Source organism: Nocardia sp. NPDC023733, assembly GCF_040639775.1.
In the GTDB taxonomy this organism is placed as follows: Bacteria; Actinomycetota; Actinomycetes; order Mycobacteriales; family Mycobacteriaceae; genus Nocardia; species Nocardia rosealba.
Map to the genome: position 1 here is coordinate 2,099,906 of NZ_JBFAAN010000001.1, position 16,065 is coordinate 2,115,970.

At 69.7% G+C, this 16,065-nt stretch carries 14 protein-coding genes; 6 read left to right on the forward strand and 8 right to left on the reverse strand.

All coding sequences use genetic code 11. The features are described 5' to 3' along the window. The first annotated feature begins 81 nt into the window (after positions 1 to 81). Positions 82 to 1,491 carry an MFS transporter gene (locus AB0F86_RS09730; RefSeq protein ID WP_356983266.1) on the forward strand — a complete coding sequence of 470 codons (1,410 nt, stop codon included), beginning with the start codon at positions 82 to 84 and terminating at the stop codon, positions 1,489 to 1,491. 158 nt (positions 1,492 to 1,649) lie between these two features. Here the strand turns inward: AB0F86_RS09730 and AB0F86_RS09735 are convergent, their stop codons facing one another. Both AB0F86_RS09735 and AB0F86_RS09740 read right to left on the reverse strand, forming a co-directional pair. Beyond that, on the reverse strand, positions 1,650 to 2,915 hold the full coding sequence (locus AB0F86_RS09735; protein ID WP_356983268.1) for a hypothetical protein: 1,266 nt from the start codon (positions 2,913 to 2,915) through the stop codon (positions 1,650 to 1,652). Between the two features lie 132 nt (positions 2,916 to 3,047). Continuing rightward, positions 3,048 to 4,463, reverse strand: coding sequence for an amino acid permease (locus AB0F86_RS09740; protein ID WP_356983270.1), 1,416 nt, complete (start codon positions 4,461 to 4,463; stop codon positions 3,048 to 3,050). A gap of 144 nt (positions 4,464 to 4,607) precedes the next feature. Here AB0F86_RS09740 and AB0F86_RS09745 point away from each other — a divergent pair, with 144 nt between their 5' ends. Further along, complete coding sequence (locus AB0F86_RS09745) at positions 4,608 to 5,600, forward strand: LLM class flavin-dependent oxidoreductase (protein WP_356983272.1); 993 nt, start codon at positions 4,608 to 4,610, stop codon at positions 5,598 to 5,600. A gap of 6 nt (positions 5,601 to 5,606) precedes the next feature. On the opposite strand, the gene AB0F86_RS09750 is transcribed toward AB0F86_RS09745, so the two are convergent. Further along, entirely contained in the window at positions 5,607 to 6,425 is an 819-nt protein-coding gene (locus tag AB0F86_RS09750) for an NADPH-dependent oxidoreductase (protein ID WP_356983273.1), read from the reverse strand. Positions 6,426 to 6,547: 122 nt separating this feature from the next. On the opposite strand from AB0F86_RS09750, the gene AB0F86_RS09755 reads away from it, so the two are divergent. Beyond that, the gene (locus AB0F86_RS09755) at positions 6,548 to 7,144 is read left to right on the forward strand and encodes a pyridoxamine 5'-phosphate oxidase family protein (RefSeq protein ID WP_356983275.1); all 597 of its coding nucleotides are present in this window, start codon (positions 6,548 to 6,550) and stop codon (positions 7,142 to 7,144) included. On the opposite strand, the gene AB0F86_RS09760 is transcribed toward AB0F86_RS09755, so the two are convergent. Continuing rightward, positions 7,122 to 7,853 carry a glutamine amidotransferase gene (locus AB0F86_RS09760; protein WP_356983276.1) on the reverse strand — a complete coding sequence of 244 codons (732 nt, stop codon included), beginning with the start codon at positions 7,851 to 7,853 and terminating at the stop codon, positions 7,122 to 7,124. The two genes, AB0F86_RS09755 and AB0F86_RS09760, sit on opposite strands and share 23 nt — an antisense overlap. A gap of 56 nt (positions 7,854 to 7,909) precedes the next feature. Beyond that, positions 7,910 to 8,896 (reverse strand): SMP-30/gluconolactonase/LRE family protein, encoded by a 987-nt coding sequence (locus AB0F86_RS09765; protein WP_356983278.1) that lies wholly within the window; start codon positions 8,894 to 8,896, stop codon positions 7,910 to 7,912. A 125-nt stretch (positions 8,897 to 9,021) separates the two neighbouring features. Between AB0F86_RS09765 and AB0F86_RS09770 the strand changes: the two genes are divergently transcribed. Continuing rightward, positions 9,022 to 9,768, forward strand: a complete 747-nt coding sequence (locus AB0F86_RS09770; RefSeq protein ID WP_181697406.1) for a M50 family metallopeptidase — start codon at positions 9,022 to 9,024, stop codon at positions 9,766 to 9,768. Here AB0F86_RS09770 and AB0F86_RS09775 read toward each other — a convergent pair. Continuing rightward, entirely contained in the window at positions 9,759 to 10,241 is a 483-nt protein-coding gene (locus tag AB0F86_RS09775) for a gluconokinase (RefSeq protein WP_225280322.1), read from the reverse strand. The two genes, AB0F86_RS09770 and AB0F86_RS09775, sit on opposite strands and share 10 nt — an antisense overlap. Before the next feature lie 97 nt (positions 10,242 to 10,338). Here AB0F86_RS09775 and AB0F86_RS09780 point away from each other — a divergent pair, with 97 nt between their 5' ends. After that, positions 10,339 to 11,256 (forward strand): LLM class F420-dependent oxidoreductase, encoded by a 918-nt coding sequence (locus AB0F86_RS09780; protein ID WP_356983280.1) that lies wholly within the window; start codon positions 10,339 to 10,341, stop codon positions 11,254 to 11,256. A 7-nt stretch (positions 11,257 to 11,263) separates the two neighbouring features. On the opposite strand, the gene AB0F86_RS09785 is transcribed toward AB0F86_RS09780, so the two are convergent. After that, the gene (locus AB0F86_RS09785) at positions 11,264 to 13,306 is read right to left on the reverse strand and encodes a CocE/NonD family hydrolase (RefSeq protein WP_225279546.1); all 2,043 of its coding nucleotides are present in this window, start codon (positions 13,304 to 13,306) and stop codon (positions 11,264 to 11,266) included. A 243-nt stretch (positions 13,307 to 13,549) separates the two neighbouring features. Here AB0F86_RS09785 and AB0F86_RS09790 point away from each other — a divergent pair, with 243 nt between their 5' ends. Beyond that, the gene (locus tag AB0F86_RS09790; RefSeq protein WP_356983282.1) at positions 13,550 to 14,347 is read left to right on the forward strand and encodes a VOC family protein; all 798 of its coding nucleotides are present in this window, start codon (positions 13,550 to 13,552) and stop codon (positions 14,345 to 14,347) included. A 33-nt stretch (positions 14,348 to 14,380) separates the two neighbouring features. Here AB0F86_RS09790 and AB0F86_RS09795 read toward each other — a convergent pair whose 3' ends face one another. Continuing rightward, on the reverse strand, positions 14,381 to 16,000 hold the full coding sequence (locus AB0F86_RS09795) for a helix-turn-helix domain-containing protein (protein WP_356983284.1): 1,620 nt from the start codon (positions 15,998 to 16,000) through the stop codon (positions 14,381 to 14,383). Positions 16,001 to 16,065 lie beyond the last annotated feature (65 nt).

Genomic DNA, 16,065 nt, shown 5'->3' on the forward strand with positions numbered 1-16,065 from the left:
GTCCGGCACGGAAATCCCCGCGCGCGAACGCGGGCGCGCCGGATACCGTGGATCGATTGGTTAGTCGAGGAAAGGACCGCAGTGGCGACCGATACGGCGGACACGGCTGTCGGGTTGCGATCCGAACGGGGTGCGGTACTCGCCTCGCTCATGCTCTCGACCTCGTTGATCGCGCTCGACTCCACCATCATCGCCACGGCGGTGCTCACCATCACCGACTCGCTCGGTGGATTCGCGATGTTCCCGTGGTTGTTCTCGATCTACCTGCTGGCACAGGCGGTGACGGTGCCGATCTACGGCAAGCTCGCCGACATGGTGGGGCGTAAGCCGGTGATCCTGTTCGGGATCGCCGTGTTCGCGGTCGGCTCGCTGCTGTGCGGACTGGCCTCGAGCATGCTGGCGCTCATCGTCTTCCGTGCCGTGCAGGGCGTCGGGGCGGGGGCGATCCAGCCGATGACGATGGTGATCGCCAGCGACCTCTACAGCCTGACCGAACGGGCCAGGGTTCAGGGATACATGGCGGGCGTGTGGGCCGGGTCGGCGGTGCTCGGTCCGCTGCTGGGTGGGCTGCTCTCCGATCACGCGGACTGGCGGTGGATCTTCCTGATCAACCTGCCGCTGTGCGCGGTCGCGGCGTGGATGTTGGTGCGGCACTTCGCCGAATCGGCGCCGCGGACCCGTCAGCGGATCGACTACCTCGGCGCGGTGCTGCTCACGCTCGGCGCGGGGGCGCTGATCCTGGCGCTGCTCGAAGGCGGGCAGGCGTGGGCGTGGGGTTCGCCGGTGTCGATCGCTCTGTTCGCGGGCAGCGCGGTGGTGCTCGCGCTGTTCGCCGTCGTCGAACTGCGGGTGCCCAATCCGGTCCTGCCGCTGTGGGTTTTCACGCGGCGGATCGTGATCGCCAGCAGTACGGTGTCGCTGCTCGTCGGTGCGGTGGTGCTCGGATTGACTTCCTACGTCCCGACTTTCGCCCAGGGAGTGCTCGGCACCACCGCCCTCGTCGCCGGGCTCGCCGTCGGCGGACTCACCCTCGGCTGGCCGCTGGCGGCGACACTGTCGGGCCGGTTGTACCTGCGCTGGGGATTCCGCATCGCCGGTCTGCTCGGCAGCACACTCGCCGTTATCGGTTGCGCGACAACACTGTTCATCGACGCCGGGACCAGCCCGTGGCAGATCGCGGGTTCGTGCTTCCTGATCGGCGGCGGCATGGGTCTGGTCGCCTCCCCCACCCTCATCGCGGCGCAGAACAGCGCCCCCTGGCAGGAGCGGGGCGTGGTGACCTCGGCCAACATGTTCGCCCGCTCCCTCGGCAGCGCCCTCGGAGTCGCGGTGTTCGGCGCCATCGTCAACACCGGCATCACCGACCCCGACCACCCGACTCCCACCGAACTGGCCTCCGGCATCCACCTGGTGTTCGCCGCCATCCTGACCATGGCGGTGATCATGTTCGCGGCGGCCGCCACCATGCCCGGACGTACCGCCGCCGACTGACGGACCACCCCGGCGGCAACCGACATCCGGTCACACCCGGACCGACGGCTGCCCGCGCCGAGGCGTCACCGGTGTCGCGCACGCGGCGGGTGTGCGGGCACCGCCGATACCAGGGTGTCCGGTCGACGCCCGCCGCGAGCGTCGGTTCGTGGTCGCGGTCAGGCGGATCGTTGCTCGGTGTGCCGCACCACCTCGACCCGCTCCTGCGGCCCGAACTCGACGACACGACGGATCCGCGAGTTCGCGACGGGCGCGAGGTCGACGGTGACCGGAGCGCCCGCGCCCGCGCGAGCGATCGCGATGATGCGGTCCTGGAGGAACCCGTCGGGAACCGGCACCCTGATGATGTCGCCCACCGCCAGCGCCTCCGCGGCGACCTCACCACCGCTGCCCACCGCGGCGAACTCACCGCATCGAGTCGGTCCGGTGCTGGCGCCGAGCCCGCGTTCGGCGATGGTCCACCACACCGACTCGCGGGCATCGCCCGGCCCGGACGACGCCGCGGCGTCGCCATCGGCACGCGCCTGCCGGTGCGGCCGGGCCGTCTCGGCGAGATCGCCGACGCTGGGCAGAGCCGCGGTGCCTTGGTCCGAATGCGCCGACCGATGCGACCGGTCCGCCGGTGCCGGTGCCGGTGCGGGTGCGGGTGCGGGTGCGGGTGCGCCATGGTCACGCAGGACTGTCGTGTCGCCGTATGTGTACGGGCTGTCGATGTCCTGCCCGGTTGCCGGCCCGCTACGCCGAGCCGAGGCGGTGAGGCGCTGGTGCCAGGCGAGGATGCGGTCGCGTTCGGCTTCGGCGGCGGCGCGGGTCTCGTGCAGGGAGATGTGGCGGCGGGTCGGTGCGTTGCGGGGGTGGGTGGTGCCCGCCGCGCCGTCGACGACCAGGATCCAGCGGGCGCCGACGGCGCGGTCGCGGCGGGCCGAAACCCGTTCGGCGAGTGCGTGTCCCGGGGTGGCACCGAGTCGGTCGGCGGCTTCCTCGATGCTCTCGACGAGGCCGAGGGAGCGCAGCAACTCGGCGGCCGAGAGTTCCGAGGTGTCGAGTTCCTGGGCGAGCGCGGGCATGGGCGTCTTACGGCGCCAGCCGATCCGGGCACAGTGTTCGTGGCGGGTGAACCACAAGCGGCTGCCGGAGCGGCGATGCTGGTCGATCACCACCGCCCACCAATCCCATTCGGGTTCGGCGACCAGGCGCGTTCGCACCCACCGTTCACGCTCGGCCGTGGATATCCGGTCCTCGGGTGGCACGAAGTTGCGGAGCGCGGTGCGTACCGCCGATTCCGTGCGCCCGAGCGTTCGCGCGGTGCGGGCCAGATCGACACCCGCCCGTAAGTCGTCGGCGAGGATCCGGTATTCCGATTCGCGCCAGGTGGTTCCGTGCCTGCGTGGTGGACGCAGATCGCCGCGGAAGTCGTCACTCATGTCGTGCCCCCGTTCTCGCACCGCCCGGCAACACTCGCCGGGCCAGTTGTGTGACACTTCGACGATACCGATGGGGTATGACAGAAATCGCTTGTCTGCCAGCGGCTTTCCAGCAAACGGGGGCCGACGGACTCAGCGGGTGTGCGCGGCCCCCTTGCGGCCGAAGGTGTAGTAGCCGACGCACACCAACGCAGCCCACACTGCACCGACGACCAGGGCGGTGCGCCCACCGTCGGTCCACAGCAGCAGGATCACGACCAGGCCGAGGAAACCGAGAGCCGCCCAGGTGGTCACGGGCGCGCCGGGCAGGCGGTAGTCGCTGGCGGGCAGTTCCCCGGCGCGAACCTTGGCGCGATACTTCAAGTGGCACACCAGGATCACGCTCCACACCACGATGATGCCGACCGTGCTCACCGAGGTGATGTAGGCGAAAGCCTTGTCCGGCGAGATCACGTTCACCACCACACCGATCACCATCGCCGCCGCCGAGGCGCAGATACCGGTGAAGGGCACCGACTGCTTGCTCAGCTTCGCGAACCCGCCCGGCGCCTCGTCGCGCAACGCGAGACTGCGCAGCATCCGGCCGGTCGAGTAGATGCCGGAGTTGCACGACGACAGCGCGGCGGTGAGCAGCACGAAGTTGATGATGCCCGCCGCGGCCGGGATGCCGATCTGCTCGAACACCTCGACGAACGGGCTGCGCCCGGCATGGAAGCTGCGCCAGCTCGCCACCGACATGATGACCACGAGCGCGCCCACATAGAACAGGCCGATGCGGAAGGGCAGGGTGTTGATCGCCTTGCGCAGGGTGGTCTTCGGGTCCCGGGCCTCCCCCGCCGTCACGCCGACCAATTCGACACCGACATAAGCGAAGACGACGATCTGCAATACCAGCAGGGTCTGTCCGAAGCCGTGCGGGAACACCCCGCCGTCGGCCCACAGGTTGGTGACCGTCGGATCGGCGGCGTGCCCGAACCCGAACACCAGCACGCCGATGCCGATCAGGATCATCGCCAGGATCGCGGTCACCTTGATCGCCGAGAACCAGAACTCGCCCTCACCGAAGATCCGCACCGAGATCAGGTTGGCGGTGAACAGCACCGCAAGCACCACCAGCGCGGTCACCCACTGCGGAATGTCGAACCAGTACTGCACGTAGTGCCCGGCGACGGTGATCTCGGCCATACAGGTCGACACCCACACCGCCCAGTAGGACCACCCCGTGGCGAACCCGGCGAACCGGCCGAGGAACTCGTGCGCGTACTCGGCGAAGCTGCCCGACACCGGACGGTAGGTGAGCAGCTCACCGAGCGCGCGCATGATGACGAAGATCGCCAGTCCGGCGGCGAGGTAGGCCAGGATCAGCGAGGGGCCCGCCTGCTCGATCGCCGCACCGGAGCCGTAGAAGAGGCCGGTGCCGATGGCGCCGCCGATGGCGATCATCTGGATCGTGCGCGGATTGAGCCCGCGCGCGTAACCCTCTTCCGACGGAGCGGTGGGGGCTTCGGTCGGCGCGGCGGTGGGTAGGCCGGGACCGTCAGCGGACATGGAGGGATCCTTCCTTCGTGTCGAACAGTCCTGCACGCTACCGCGCCGCAACCGTGCCGCCGATCACCCCTACCGCTCGCGCGGAAATACCGGAGCCGCCGTGCCGGTTGGCCTACTGAGGGGATTTTCACGCGAAGGAGACTCATGAGCCCGGTCACGCTGTCGGTTCTCGATCTGGCACCGGTGCAGGCCGACGCGACGGCAGGCGAGGCCCTGCACGCGACGACCCGCTTCGCCCAGCGCGCCGAGGAGCTGGGAATGCGCCGTTTCTGGGTGGCCGAGCACCACAACATGCCCGGCATCGCCAGTTCGGCGCCTGCCGTTGTACTGGCGCATCTCGCCGCGTCGACCTCGCGCATCCGGGTCGGCTCGGGTGGCGTGATGCTGCCCAACCACGCTCCGCTGGTCGTCGCCGAACAGTTCGGCACCCTCGAGGCGCTGCATCCAGGCCGCGTCGATCTCGGTATCGGTCGCGCGCCCGGCACCGATCCGGCTACCGCTCGCGCGCTGCGCAGGCACGCCGAAGGTCTCGGCGCCGAATCGTTTCCCCGTGAGCTGACCGCCCTGATGGGATATTTCGGTGGCACCGATGCGGACGGCATCGTCGCCACCCCTGGTCGCGGTACACAGCCCGAGATGTGGTTGCTCGGCTCGAGCGGGTACAGCGCGCAGGTCGCGGCGGTGCTGGGGTTGCCGTTCGCGTTCGCGCACCACTTCGCCGGCGAGAACACCGCCGCCGCGCTCGCGCTCTACCGGGACAACTTCCGGCCCTCGGCGATCCTGGCCGAGCCGTACAGCATGGTCGCGGTCTCGGCGATCTGCGCCGACACCGATGCCGAGGCCGACCGACTCGCCGCACCCCGTGACCTGGCCTTCGTCAATCTGCGCGCCGGCCGCCCGCAGGCGCTGGCGACCCCCGAGCAGGCCGACGGGTTCCCCGGCAGCGATGCCGAACGCCACTTCGCCGCACAGCGCAAGGCAGGCCAACTGCAGGGTTCGCCGAAGACGGTGCGCGCCCAGGCAGCCCAGCTCATCGAGGACACCCGTCCCGACGAGTTGATGCTCACCACCCTCGTCTACGACATCGACACCCGCGTCCGCTCCCTGGAACTCACCGCCGAGGCGATCAACGGCTGAACCGCCTCAGCGGAGCCGGAATCCCATGGCCGCCAAGGACTCCCGGAGCCGGTGCCGGCCGTTGAGCGAGGCTTCGGAGCCGAGCCGGGCCAGTACCCGCTCGGTCCAGGAGAACGGGAGGCCCTGGTCGCCGTAGACCGCGCCGATCCGCTGCTCGTACTCGGCGACCGGTCCGCGCTGACGCGGCAGGTCGTAGGTCTCCCGGTGCAGCACGGCCGCCTGTGGCAGTCGCGGCTTGACCCGCGCGCCCTCCGCCGGATCCGGGTGGCCGACCACCAGCCCGAAGATGGGGAACACGTGGGCGGGCAGGTTCAGTTCCGCCGCGACCCGCTCGGGGTCGTTGCGCAACGCACCGATGTAGACGGTGCCCAGCCCGAGCGATTCGGCGGCGATCACGGCGTTCTGGGCGGCGAGCGCGGCATCGACCACGCCGACGTAACTGGATTCCAGATAGTCGGCGCCGTCGAGAGGCGCGCGGTGATCGTCGGCGAGCTGACGCAATCGCGCGAAGTCGACGGTCCAGACCAACAGCACCGGCGCCTGCTCGATGTGTGCCTGACCGCCTGCCACCGCCGCCAGCCGGGCCCGCCGCGCCGGATCACGGACCTCGATCACGCTCCATGCCTGCAGGTTCGACGAGGTCGGGGCCGACTGGGCCGCCGAAACCAGGAGCCGGATCGTTTCCGGTTCGACCGGATCGGGCAGGTAGCGCCGGACCGATTTGTGTTCGTGCAACACCTGCAGCACAGAGTTCCACTGCGCGGGAACGACGGCGGCCGGGTCCGCGTAGCGCTGCTGGACAGGGTGGGGAGCGGTCTGCGTCATGGCCCCATCGTCGGTCACCACCATGGGCGCCGTCTGCGATAACTCTCACCGTGAATCCAACCTCGTGGTCGATACACTCGACCACGGGGAGCTCGCCGCCCGGCGGGACCGGAAAGTGCGTCATGGCCAAGGTGTTCGACCGGATCGACGACAAGTTACGGGCATTCATCGCCGACCAGCCGATGTACTTCGTGGGGACCGCACCCTCCTCCGGCGGTCATATCAATGTGTCCCCCAAGGGATACCGCGACACCTTCGCCGTCCTCGACGACCACACCGTCGCCTACCTCGATCTGTTCGGCAGCGGCTCGGAGACGATCGCGCACCTGCGCGACAACGGCCGCATCACCGTGATGTTCTGCTCGTTCTCCCGCGTCGCCCGCATTCTGCGCCTGCTGGGCACCGGGCGGGTCGTGCGGCCCGACTCCCCCGAATTCGACACGCTGCGTGCGCGATTCGGCACCGAGCATCCCGGTATCCGCGCGGTGATCGTCGTCTCGGTCGACCGCATCGCCGATTCGTGCGGCTGGTCGGTGCCGAGGATGGACCTGGTCGAGGAGCGTTCCGTTCTCGACGAGGCCCACACCCGCCGCACCGACGAGGACTTCGCGCGGCGCATCGCGGGCGACAACTCCGCCAGCATCGACGGTCTGCCCGCGCTGGAACCCGACCACCCGCTGCCGTCCACCGTCCGGGCTACCCGCGAGAGCGCGAGATGAAGCGCCGCAACAGTTCCCGCGGCACCGGCACCGATTCACGACGGCCGAGTTCGGCCAGCATGTCCGCCTCGCTCGGGTCGAAATAGCCCGCGTGCCGGTAGGCCTCGATCCGCACGGCCAGCCCGGTGCCGTCGAGTTCGGGATGGAACTGGGTGGCGTAGACATTGCGCCCCACCCGGATCATCTGCACGGGGCAACCATCGGAACCGGCGAGCAGCACCGCGCCCGGCGGCACGTCCTGGCAGGCCTCTTTGTGTCCGACGAAGGCGCGGAACGAGCGCGGGATGCCGGTGAGCAAGGGGTCCTCGGCGCCGTCGACCAGCACGACCGTGCTCGCGCCGACAGCTTCGCCGTAGCGGTCGGGGCCGACCTCACCGCCGAGCACGTCGGCCAGGATGCCCAGGCCGTAGCAGGCGCCGAAGTACGGGAAATCCCGGTCGACGATCTCGGTGAGCAGCGCGCGCAGCGGCGGTTCGAACCGCCGCTGGTAGTCGTACTTGTCCTGCTCCGGTGCGCTCACATTGCTCGGCCCGCCGCCGACGATCACGGCGCAGAAGTCGTCCAGGTCGAGCTCGGGAAGCCCCCGATCCATCTCTATGCGCACCACCTCGTCGTCGGTGAGTTCGGCCGCGCGTAGCAGCGCGGCGTACTCGTCGTCGGACGCGGCACGTTCGGGACGAAGCTGAAGCAACAGGCAGGGCTTGGACATCGTCGAGCCATCCCTCCGCAGTCTCATCGGGTCGGCTACCGACGATACTGCGCACGTCACGGCACCGCGCTCACCCCGAGGGCCGATTCGGAAAGACTGCCCAGATACAGGGTGCCCTGGTGCTCGGCCACCGAGGTGACCATCGCGAAGTCGTCGCCCGGCCGTTGCAGGTCGTGCACCACCGTGCCGTCCAGGTCGAGCGCGATCACCCACGCGGAGCGGGCGGGCGCCGGGCGGAGCCATTCGGGCAGCGCCCAGGTCAGGCGCCGGAAGATGCCCGGCAGGGCCAGCATCCGGTCCAGCAGCGCGTTGCGTGGTGCCACCATCCCGACCCAGACCAGACCGTCGCTGCCGAGGAACATGTTGTCCGGCGAACCGGGCAGGTTCTCGACGAGACGATCGACGGTGCCCGCGCGCGGACCCGACAGCCAATACCGGGTGATCCGGTAGGCGCCGGTCTCGGCGACCAGCACACAAGACCGGTCCGGCGCCAGCACCACCCCGTTGCCGAACTGCAGTCCGTCGATCAGCACCTCCACCTGTCCCGCCGGGTCGCGGCGGACCAGCCTGCCGCTGCCGGAATGCTCGAGGATGTCACCCATCCACTGCTCGAACGGCCAGCGTCGCGACGAGATCGAGAAGTAGACGGTGCCGTCGTCGTCGCGCACCACATTGCTGGGGAAGATGATGCGTTCCCCGTCCACTTCGGTGATCACCGGTTCGAGTTCGGCACCGGCCTCGGTCAGTCGGAGTACGCCGTGGCCCGCGACGCAGATCAGCAGCGAACCGTCGGCGTCCGCGTGCATTCCCAGCGGCCTGCCCGCCGCTTGCGCGATCTTCTCGACGGTGCCGTCGGCCGGGTCGATGCGCCAGATGGCACCGTCCTCGGTGCCGGTGACCACGTGTCCGTCGGCCGTCAGCACGACATCTTCCGGTCCCTGACCAGGGAGCGGTATCAGCCGGACCTCGGGCAGCGCGGGGGTGCTCTGTGTCTGTGCTGCCCGGGCGGTCGCGCGGGGCGGGGTCCATCGGTGCGGTCGCATCTGCATGCCCTTTGCTACCACGCGCGGACGCGGTTGTTGCCCGGAAAGCATTGCGCGAACACGTTATCGGCGCATCATGCGCTGACCGGGGCGTGGGCGTGACGAATCGCGGCTACAGTGCGGCGGTGGACACCGGATCGGTCAGCTCTTCGTTCGAACGTTTACTCGCACCGCAACCCGCGCCGCCGTGGTGGCTGGTGCTCGTCACCGCGGCGCTGGCGCTGATCCTCGTCGGATATCGGCCGCTGTGGCGGATCACCCGGGCCGCCGTCACGGTGGCGCACGAGGGTGGGCACGCGCTGTTCGCGCTGCTCACCGGGCGCAGGTTGCATGCCATCACGCTGCACACCGACACCTCGGGTCTCACGGTGTCCAGTGGCAAACCCACCGGTCCCGGCATGATCCTCACCGCGATGGCCGGATATCCGGCGCCCGCGCTGCTCGGCGCGGGCTACGCGGCGCTGCTGGGTTCCGGCCGGGTGTCGGTGATGCTGTGGGCCACCCTCGCGATGCTGGTTGCGGTGCTGGTGAAGGTGCGCAATGTGTACGGTCTGGTGACCGTGCTCGTGCTCGGCGCGCTGGTGTTCGGGGTGTCCTGGTACGGCAGCGATCTGCTCCAGGCCGGGTTCGCGTACCTGGCCGCGTGGTTCCTGCTGGCCGCCGCCGTCCGTCCGGTGCTCGAGCTGCAGCGCGGCAGGCGCAGACAACCCGGGCGCACCGATTCCGATGCCGATCAGCTGGCCCGTCTCACGCACCTGCCCGCGCTGCTGTGGGTCGCGTTCTTCGCGCTGGTGTGCCTGGCGGCGGCCGTGATCGGCGGGTGGTTGATGCTCGCGCCCGTCGAGCAACTGCATCCGCTGTTTCAGCGGTGATCGGCTCTCCACTTCTCGACCGCCTCGGTGACGAGCACCCCGGGCGGCTGTAGCGCGTTGAGGGCGACACCGGCTTCGTCCTGCTCGAGCGGTTCGAGCGTGGCCAATTGCGAGTCGAGCAGGATGGTCGGCATGAAATGGCCGAGGCGACCGGTCATCCGGCGCATCAGCTCCACCCGGGTGGCGGCCAGATGCACGAAGTACGTGTCGGGCGCTTTGGCCCGGAGCCGGTCGCGGTACACCCGGCGCAGCGCCGAGCAGCTGGCCACCCCGCCCGTCTCGCTGTGCTCGTGCAGCCAGGTGGCGACCGTGTCGAGCCACGGCCACCGGTCCTCGTCGGTGAGCGGGATCCCGGCCGCCATCTTCTCGATATTGGCCAGCGGGTGGAAGTCGTCGCCCTCGGCGTAGGGCACGTCGAGGCGGTCGGCGAGCAGGGCCCCGACTGTCGTCTTACCGCACCCGGAGACGCCCATGACGACAATGACAGGTTCTCCCACCGCATCCTCCTCCGCCGAGCCGTTGCCCCTACAGCCTCACACACCCACGCGCGTCTCGGGCACGATGGTGATCATGGACCTCCGCATCTTCACCGAACCGCAGCAGGGCGCCGACTACGACACGCTGCTCGCCGTGGCGCGCGCCGCCGAGGATCTCGACTTCGACGCCTTCTTCCGCTCCGACCACTATCTGGCCATGGGCGATGCCGACGGCCTGCCCGGCCCCACCGACGCCTGGATCACCCTGGCGGGCCTGGCCCGCGACACCTCCCGCATCCGCCTGGGCACCCTGGTCACCGCCGCGACGTTCCGGCTGCCCGGGCCGCTGGCCATCCAGGTAGCCCAGGTCGACCAGATGTCGGGTGGCCGCGTGGAGCTCGGGCTCGGCAGCGGCTGGTTCGCCGCCGAACACGCCGCCTACGGAATTCCCTTCCCCGACAACAGGTTCGGCCTGCTCGAAGAACAGCTCGCGATCATCACGGGGCTGTGGTCGACCAAGCTCGGCGATACCTTCTCCTTCGACGGCGAGCACTACCAGCTCACCGACTCCCCCGCACTGCCCAAACCGGTGCAGGATCCCGTGCCGGTGGTGATCGGCGGCAACGGCAAGGTCCGCACCCCACGCCTGGCCGCCCGCTACGCCACCGAATTCAATATGCCCTTCGCCTCGGTGGCCGACAGCGCCGCCCAGTTCGACCGGGTCCGCGACGCCGTGCGCGCGGCCGGGCGCACCGACGAACTCGTCTACTCCAACGCGCTCGTGGCCTGCGTCGGGCGCACCGACGCCGAGGTGGCGCGCCGGGCCGCGGCGATCGGTCGTGAGGTCGACGAGCTGAAGACCAACGGGCTGGCCGGCTCGCCCGCCGAGGTGGTGGACAAGATCGCCCGCTACCGCGAGATCGGTGCGAGCCGGATCTACCTGCAGATCCTCGACCTGGCCGATCTCGACCACCTCGAGCTCATCGCCGCCGAGGTGAAATCGCAGCTCTGAGTGCGCCTCACGGGATCGGCTTGTCGGTGGGCAGGTTGACGAAGCTCGGTGCCGCCGGGTCGAGGCGCACCTGCTGCGGTTCCAGCCCGGAGGCGTCGAGCATCGGGCGGAACGGCAGCGCCTTGGGCGCGTTACCCGCGTACACGTCGATCCGCACGCGGTGCCCCGGCGCGAGCACGGCCTGGGTCGGGATGACGGCGATGTCGATCTCGGTCGGCGCACCGGGGACCACGGGCAGCAACCGGTCGAGGGTGAGCGGGTTGAACGGTGCGGTGAGATCCCCGTTCACCGACCGCGCGCTGCGCCGTTCGTCGATGGCGCGCATGGAGGCGGTGAGCTGACCGGTGGTGAGCACGGTCGAGGTGCCGTCGGGAGCGACATCGTTGACGGTGACGTTCCAGAATCCGTCGCTGCCGGTGTGCACCGTGTTGAGCCGCACATTGATCGGACCCGAGATCACCGTCTCCTCGGCGACCGGAGCGCTGGTGAAGGTGAGTGCGTTGCGCTCGGCGATGCGCGAGTCCTTGGCGCAGGCGTCGAGCGCGGCGGTCATCCCGGCCGAACCCTGCGCCGCGTCCCGCGAGCAGACCGTACTCAAACCCGGTGCCACTGTCAGGTTTTCGACCGCGCCGGGGCCCGTGGGACGCAGTGAACCGTCGTGCAGGCTGTCCTCGGTTGACCCGCTCGGATCGGCCGACAGGTACACCCGCCGATGCGTGACACCCGGCTGCGGCCACTCGCGCAGCGTGACCCAGCCGCCACCCTGCTGCTTCACCGTCACCGGGCCGAACGCCTCGACACCGCTGTCGATGTCCTTGAGCCACTTGTCGAACCAGGCGCGCTGCAGCACGTCCAGCCGCGGCGGCGCCCCCGGAACACCGGTTCCCGCACCGGGATTGGCGTGATAGGTGTCGCCCACGACCAGTTGCTTGCGGCCCGGTGGCAGCGGGAGCTGTTCGTAGAGTTTGGTCGCGCTGTTGGCGAAGATGTCGTGCCAGCCGCCGTAGACGAACGTCGGCACGTTCACCTTCTCCGGGTGACCCATGATCGCCTCGCGGAACGCGGAGGTCTCGTCGAGCGCACCGTCGAGAGCGGGCGGCATGTCCTCGAGCGACGGGGTGAGCAGAGCCTGGGCGAGCAGGTCGAAATTGGTCGTCGGGTCGGCGATGCGATCGTTGAACCAGGTCCAGTCGAAGGTGCCCTGGATCATCGACGCCACATCGGGCACGAGTTTGAGCTGGTTGACCGAATTGAGCCACAGCGGAAGGAACGTCGTGCCGACGCCGCCGCCGGGAGCGACCACGTCGCGCATCAGATCGCTGCCGGGTTCCACCGGGAAGATGGCCTGCAGCGCGGCGGGCGCGTCTTCGGCGGCCCGCAGCTGGTTGATGCCCGAATACGAGCCGCCGCTCATGCCGATACGGCCGTTGGACCACGGCTGGGCGGCCGCCCACTCGATCACCTCACGGGTGTCGAGCTGTTCGCGGGCGCCGAGGGTATCCCACTTGCCCTGCGACTGACCGGTTCCGCGCACATCGGCGACCACGACGGTGTAACCGCTGCCGATGAGTTTGCGGTCGACGCCGAGCATGGTCTGGATCATGCCGCCGTCCAGTGCCTGCATCAGATCGCCGAAACCGCTGATGGGTGTGCTCGACAGGTTCAGGCGGCGCACGATGTCGACGGCGGTCGACTGCAGACCGGGCGTGGCGGCGGCTGCCTCGATCAGGCCGGTCATGAGCTTGGAGTAGGGCGTGAGGCTCACGATCGTCGGCAGCGGCTTCTGCTCGATCACCCCTGCCGCGTCGGCGGGGCGGTACACGTCGGCCTTGAGGACGACGCCGTCGCTCATGGTGATGTGCACGCCGCGCTCCACGCGCACTTCCGGATAGGTGCCCGGCGCGTCGTGCTGGGCGGTCCAGCGCACGCCGGGCACGTCGCCGCCCGGCTTGCCCGACACCTGGCCCGCACCGCAGGCGAGCACCGCTGTGATCGCGAGAATCGCCGTCAGCACACGGACGAGCCCACGTTCGGAACCTCTCAACGTCATCGAGTCGCTCCCGACCGGTTCGTTCATCGTTGACCTAGCCACCGCAGATCGGCGCCGAAACTGTAACAGTGGTAACGACTTGCGGCCGGCAGCGCCGGACCGCTCGGAGGGTCGCAGTGAACACGTATCGTTCCAGTTCAGGGCGTTATCCTCGGCGACGGACGTGTCGGTGGGCAGTGGTTGACTTGGCGCGTGCCGACCGACCCGGCCGGTGTCATTCATCGACGAGGAGGACGTTCGACAATGCCGACACGTGACGAACCGTGGCCCCAGGGCACGCCGTGCTGGGTCGACTGTCAGGTCGACGACCCCGCCGCCGCCCGCACATTCTACAGCGCGCTCTTCGGTTGGGACATCCAGGACGCGGGCGGGGGTGGGTATCTCATGGCGATGCTCGACGGTAGGCCCGCGGCGGGCATCGGACCCAAACCCGACGCCATGCGGCAGATGCCGTCGGTGTGGACCACCTACTTCGCGGCCGAACGGGCCGACGAGATCGCCGAGCGCGTCACGAAGGCCGGCGGCCAGGTGTTCGTGCCGCCGTTCGACGTCCTCGACGTCGGCCGGATGTTCGTCGCCGCCGATCCGACCGGCGGCGCCTTCGGTGTCTGGGAAGCCAAGCGCCACATCGGTGCCGGAGTGTTCAACCAGCACGGCGCCTACTGCTGGAACGAGCTGCACACCCCCGGCTACGACCAGGCACACGAGTTCTACAACAGCGTGTTCGACTGGAACTACACCGAGATCGGTGACGGCGTGAACTTCACGTACTCCACCTTCTCGCTGCCCGGCGACAAGCACGAGGTCGGCGGGATGATGGACGCCTCGTCGTTCGGCAATCCGCCGTACTGGCTCACCTGGATCCAGGTCGACGACGCCGACGGCGCACTGAACAAGGCGACCGAACTGGGCGCGAAGGTGATCATGGGGCCCGACGACAGCCCGTTCGGGCGCATGGGCATCCTGGCGGCACCCCAGGGCGAGGTGCTCGGTGTGATCGACCCGGCGAAAGCCGTCGGGGAGGTTCCGACTGGAGCGTGACGACGCGGTTCGGCGTGGCGCGGGGGCGGTTCGTCACGCGCGCGGTGGGCAGGCGACGAGCTGGATTTCCAGAAGCAGGCGGTCGTCGGGGTCGTCGAGGTCGATGCCGAGGATGGATTCCACGCGGCGCAGGCGGTAGCGCAAGGTGTTCGGGTGGACGCGCAGAGCGGCGGCCGCGGTGCTCACCTCGCCGTGGGCGCGCAGGTAGGCGCGGGTGGAGGCGCGCAGGTCGGCGCCGTGGTCGCGGTCGTAGGCGTCGAGGGCGGCCAGTCGCGGGTCGTGCAGGTGGGGGTGGTCGCCGATCAGCTCGACGATCTCGGTGAGCAGCACCGCCGTTCTCGCCTCGGCCAGGGTGGTCACGCGGCTGCCCTCGGCGGTGGGGGCGGGGCTGTCCAGCACGCGGTCGACCTCACCGCGGGCTCCGGCGACGGCCGTCAGCCCGGCCACGGGCGCGGCCACCGCCGCCCGGACCACCAGCCCACGCGCCTGCTCGAGCTGTGCCACCAGCTCACGCACCCACGACCCGACGCCGTGCTCGGAGTGATAGGAGGGCAGCAGCACATACACCCGCTCACCGATCGCCTCGGTGACCGAATCACCACGAAAAGCACTGGCGTGCAACCGGATCAGGCCGCTGGAGGCGGCGAGTTCGGCGGCCGGACCGAGCGCGGCGAAACCGATCACCGCGGCGGGACCCGCTTCGGGCAGACGCAGGGCGGCCACCACCGACGGCACGTCGACTCCTTCGCCGTGCGCACCGAACAGCCTGCGCACCAGCACGGCCTCGGTGGACGGTGCGTCCAGTGCCCGCGCGATGATGCGTGCCGCAACCGCCGACGCACCGCTCAGCACCTGGGCGGCGTCCGGGCGCAGTGGCCGGTCGCCCTGCTGCAACCAGATCGTGCCGAGCATCCGGTCCTCGGCGCCGACGGTGGCCCGCCGGATACCGACCACCAGCCGGCGGCGGATCCCGAGCTCGGGGTGGTCGGGGACGTCGACCACCTCGTCGGTGCGGCGTACCCGGTCGAACACGCCCCACTCGCGCAGGATCCGCAGGTAGTCGGCCGGGCCCTCACGGCCGAGGATCGAGCGGATGCGCAACTGGTCGGCGGCGGCGTCGGAGGCCGAATAGGCGAGCACGTGCGAGTGCGGGTCCTCGATGCTCACCATGCCGCCCGTTTCGGCCGCCACCACCTGGGCCAGCCCGAACAGGTCCGTATCGGGGGCGAGCAGGTCGGGTTCCCCGGCCTCGGTCCGGCCGCCTGGTGCTCGGGTGAGCATGCGGCGGACCAGCCCGAACACCTGGTCCCAGCGGGCATGCCGGTGCACCTGCACCAGCGCGATCCCGGCCGCATGGGCGGCCGCACGCACTGCCGGTGAGTCGTCGGCGCGCTTGGTCATCAACAGTCGCGGCCGCTGCGCGAGCGGGCGGGCGCCGACACCGCGCAGCCACCGTACGGTCTGTTCGGGATCGACGCCGACCAGCAGATACACCTGCGCCAGTACACCGTCGGCCTCGAGGTGTTCGGCCAGGTCGGCGGGCTCGGCGAGGGCGACCGTGCGCACGACCACCTGCTCCCCCGCCGGTGCGTCGACCAGCGTGGCCACGGTGTGGTCGAGCGCGCCGAGCAGCTCGGCCAGGGTCGTATCCATACGCGCGCTCCATTGTCCGATCGGACTAATGATTGGTCAGAACTTCGTCCGATCAGCCGATTATG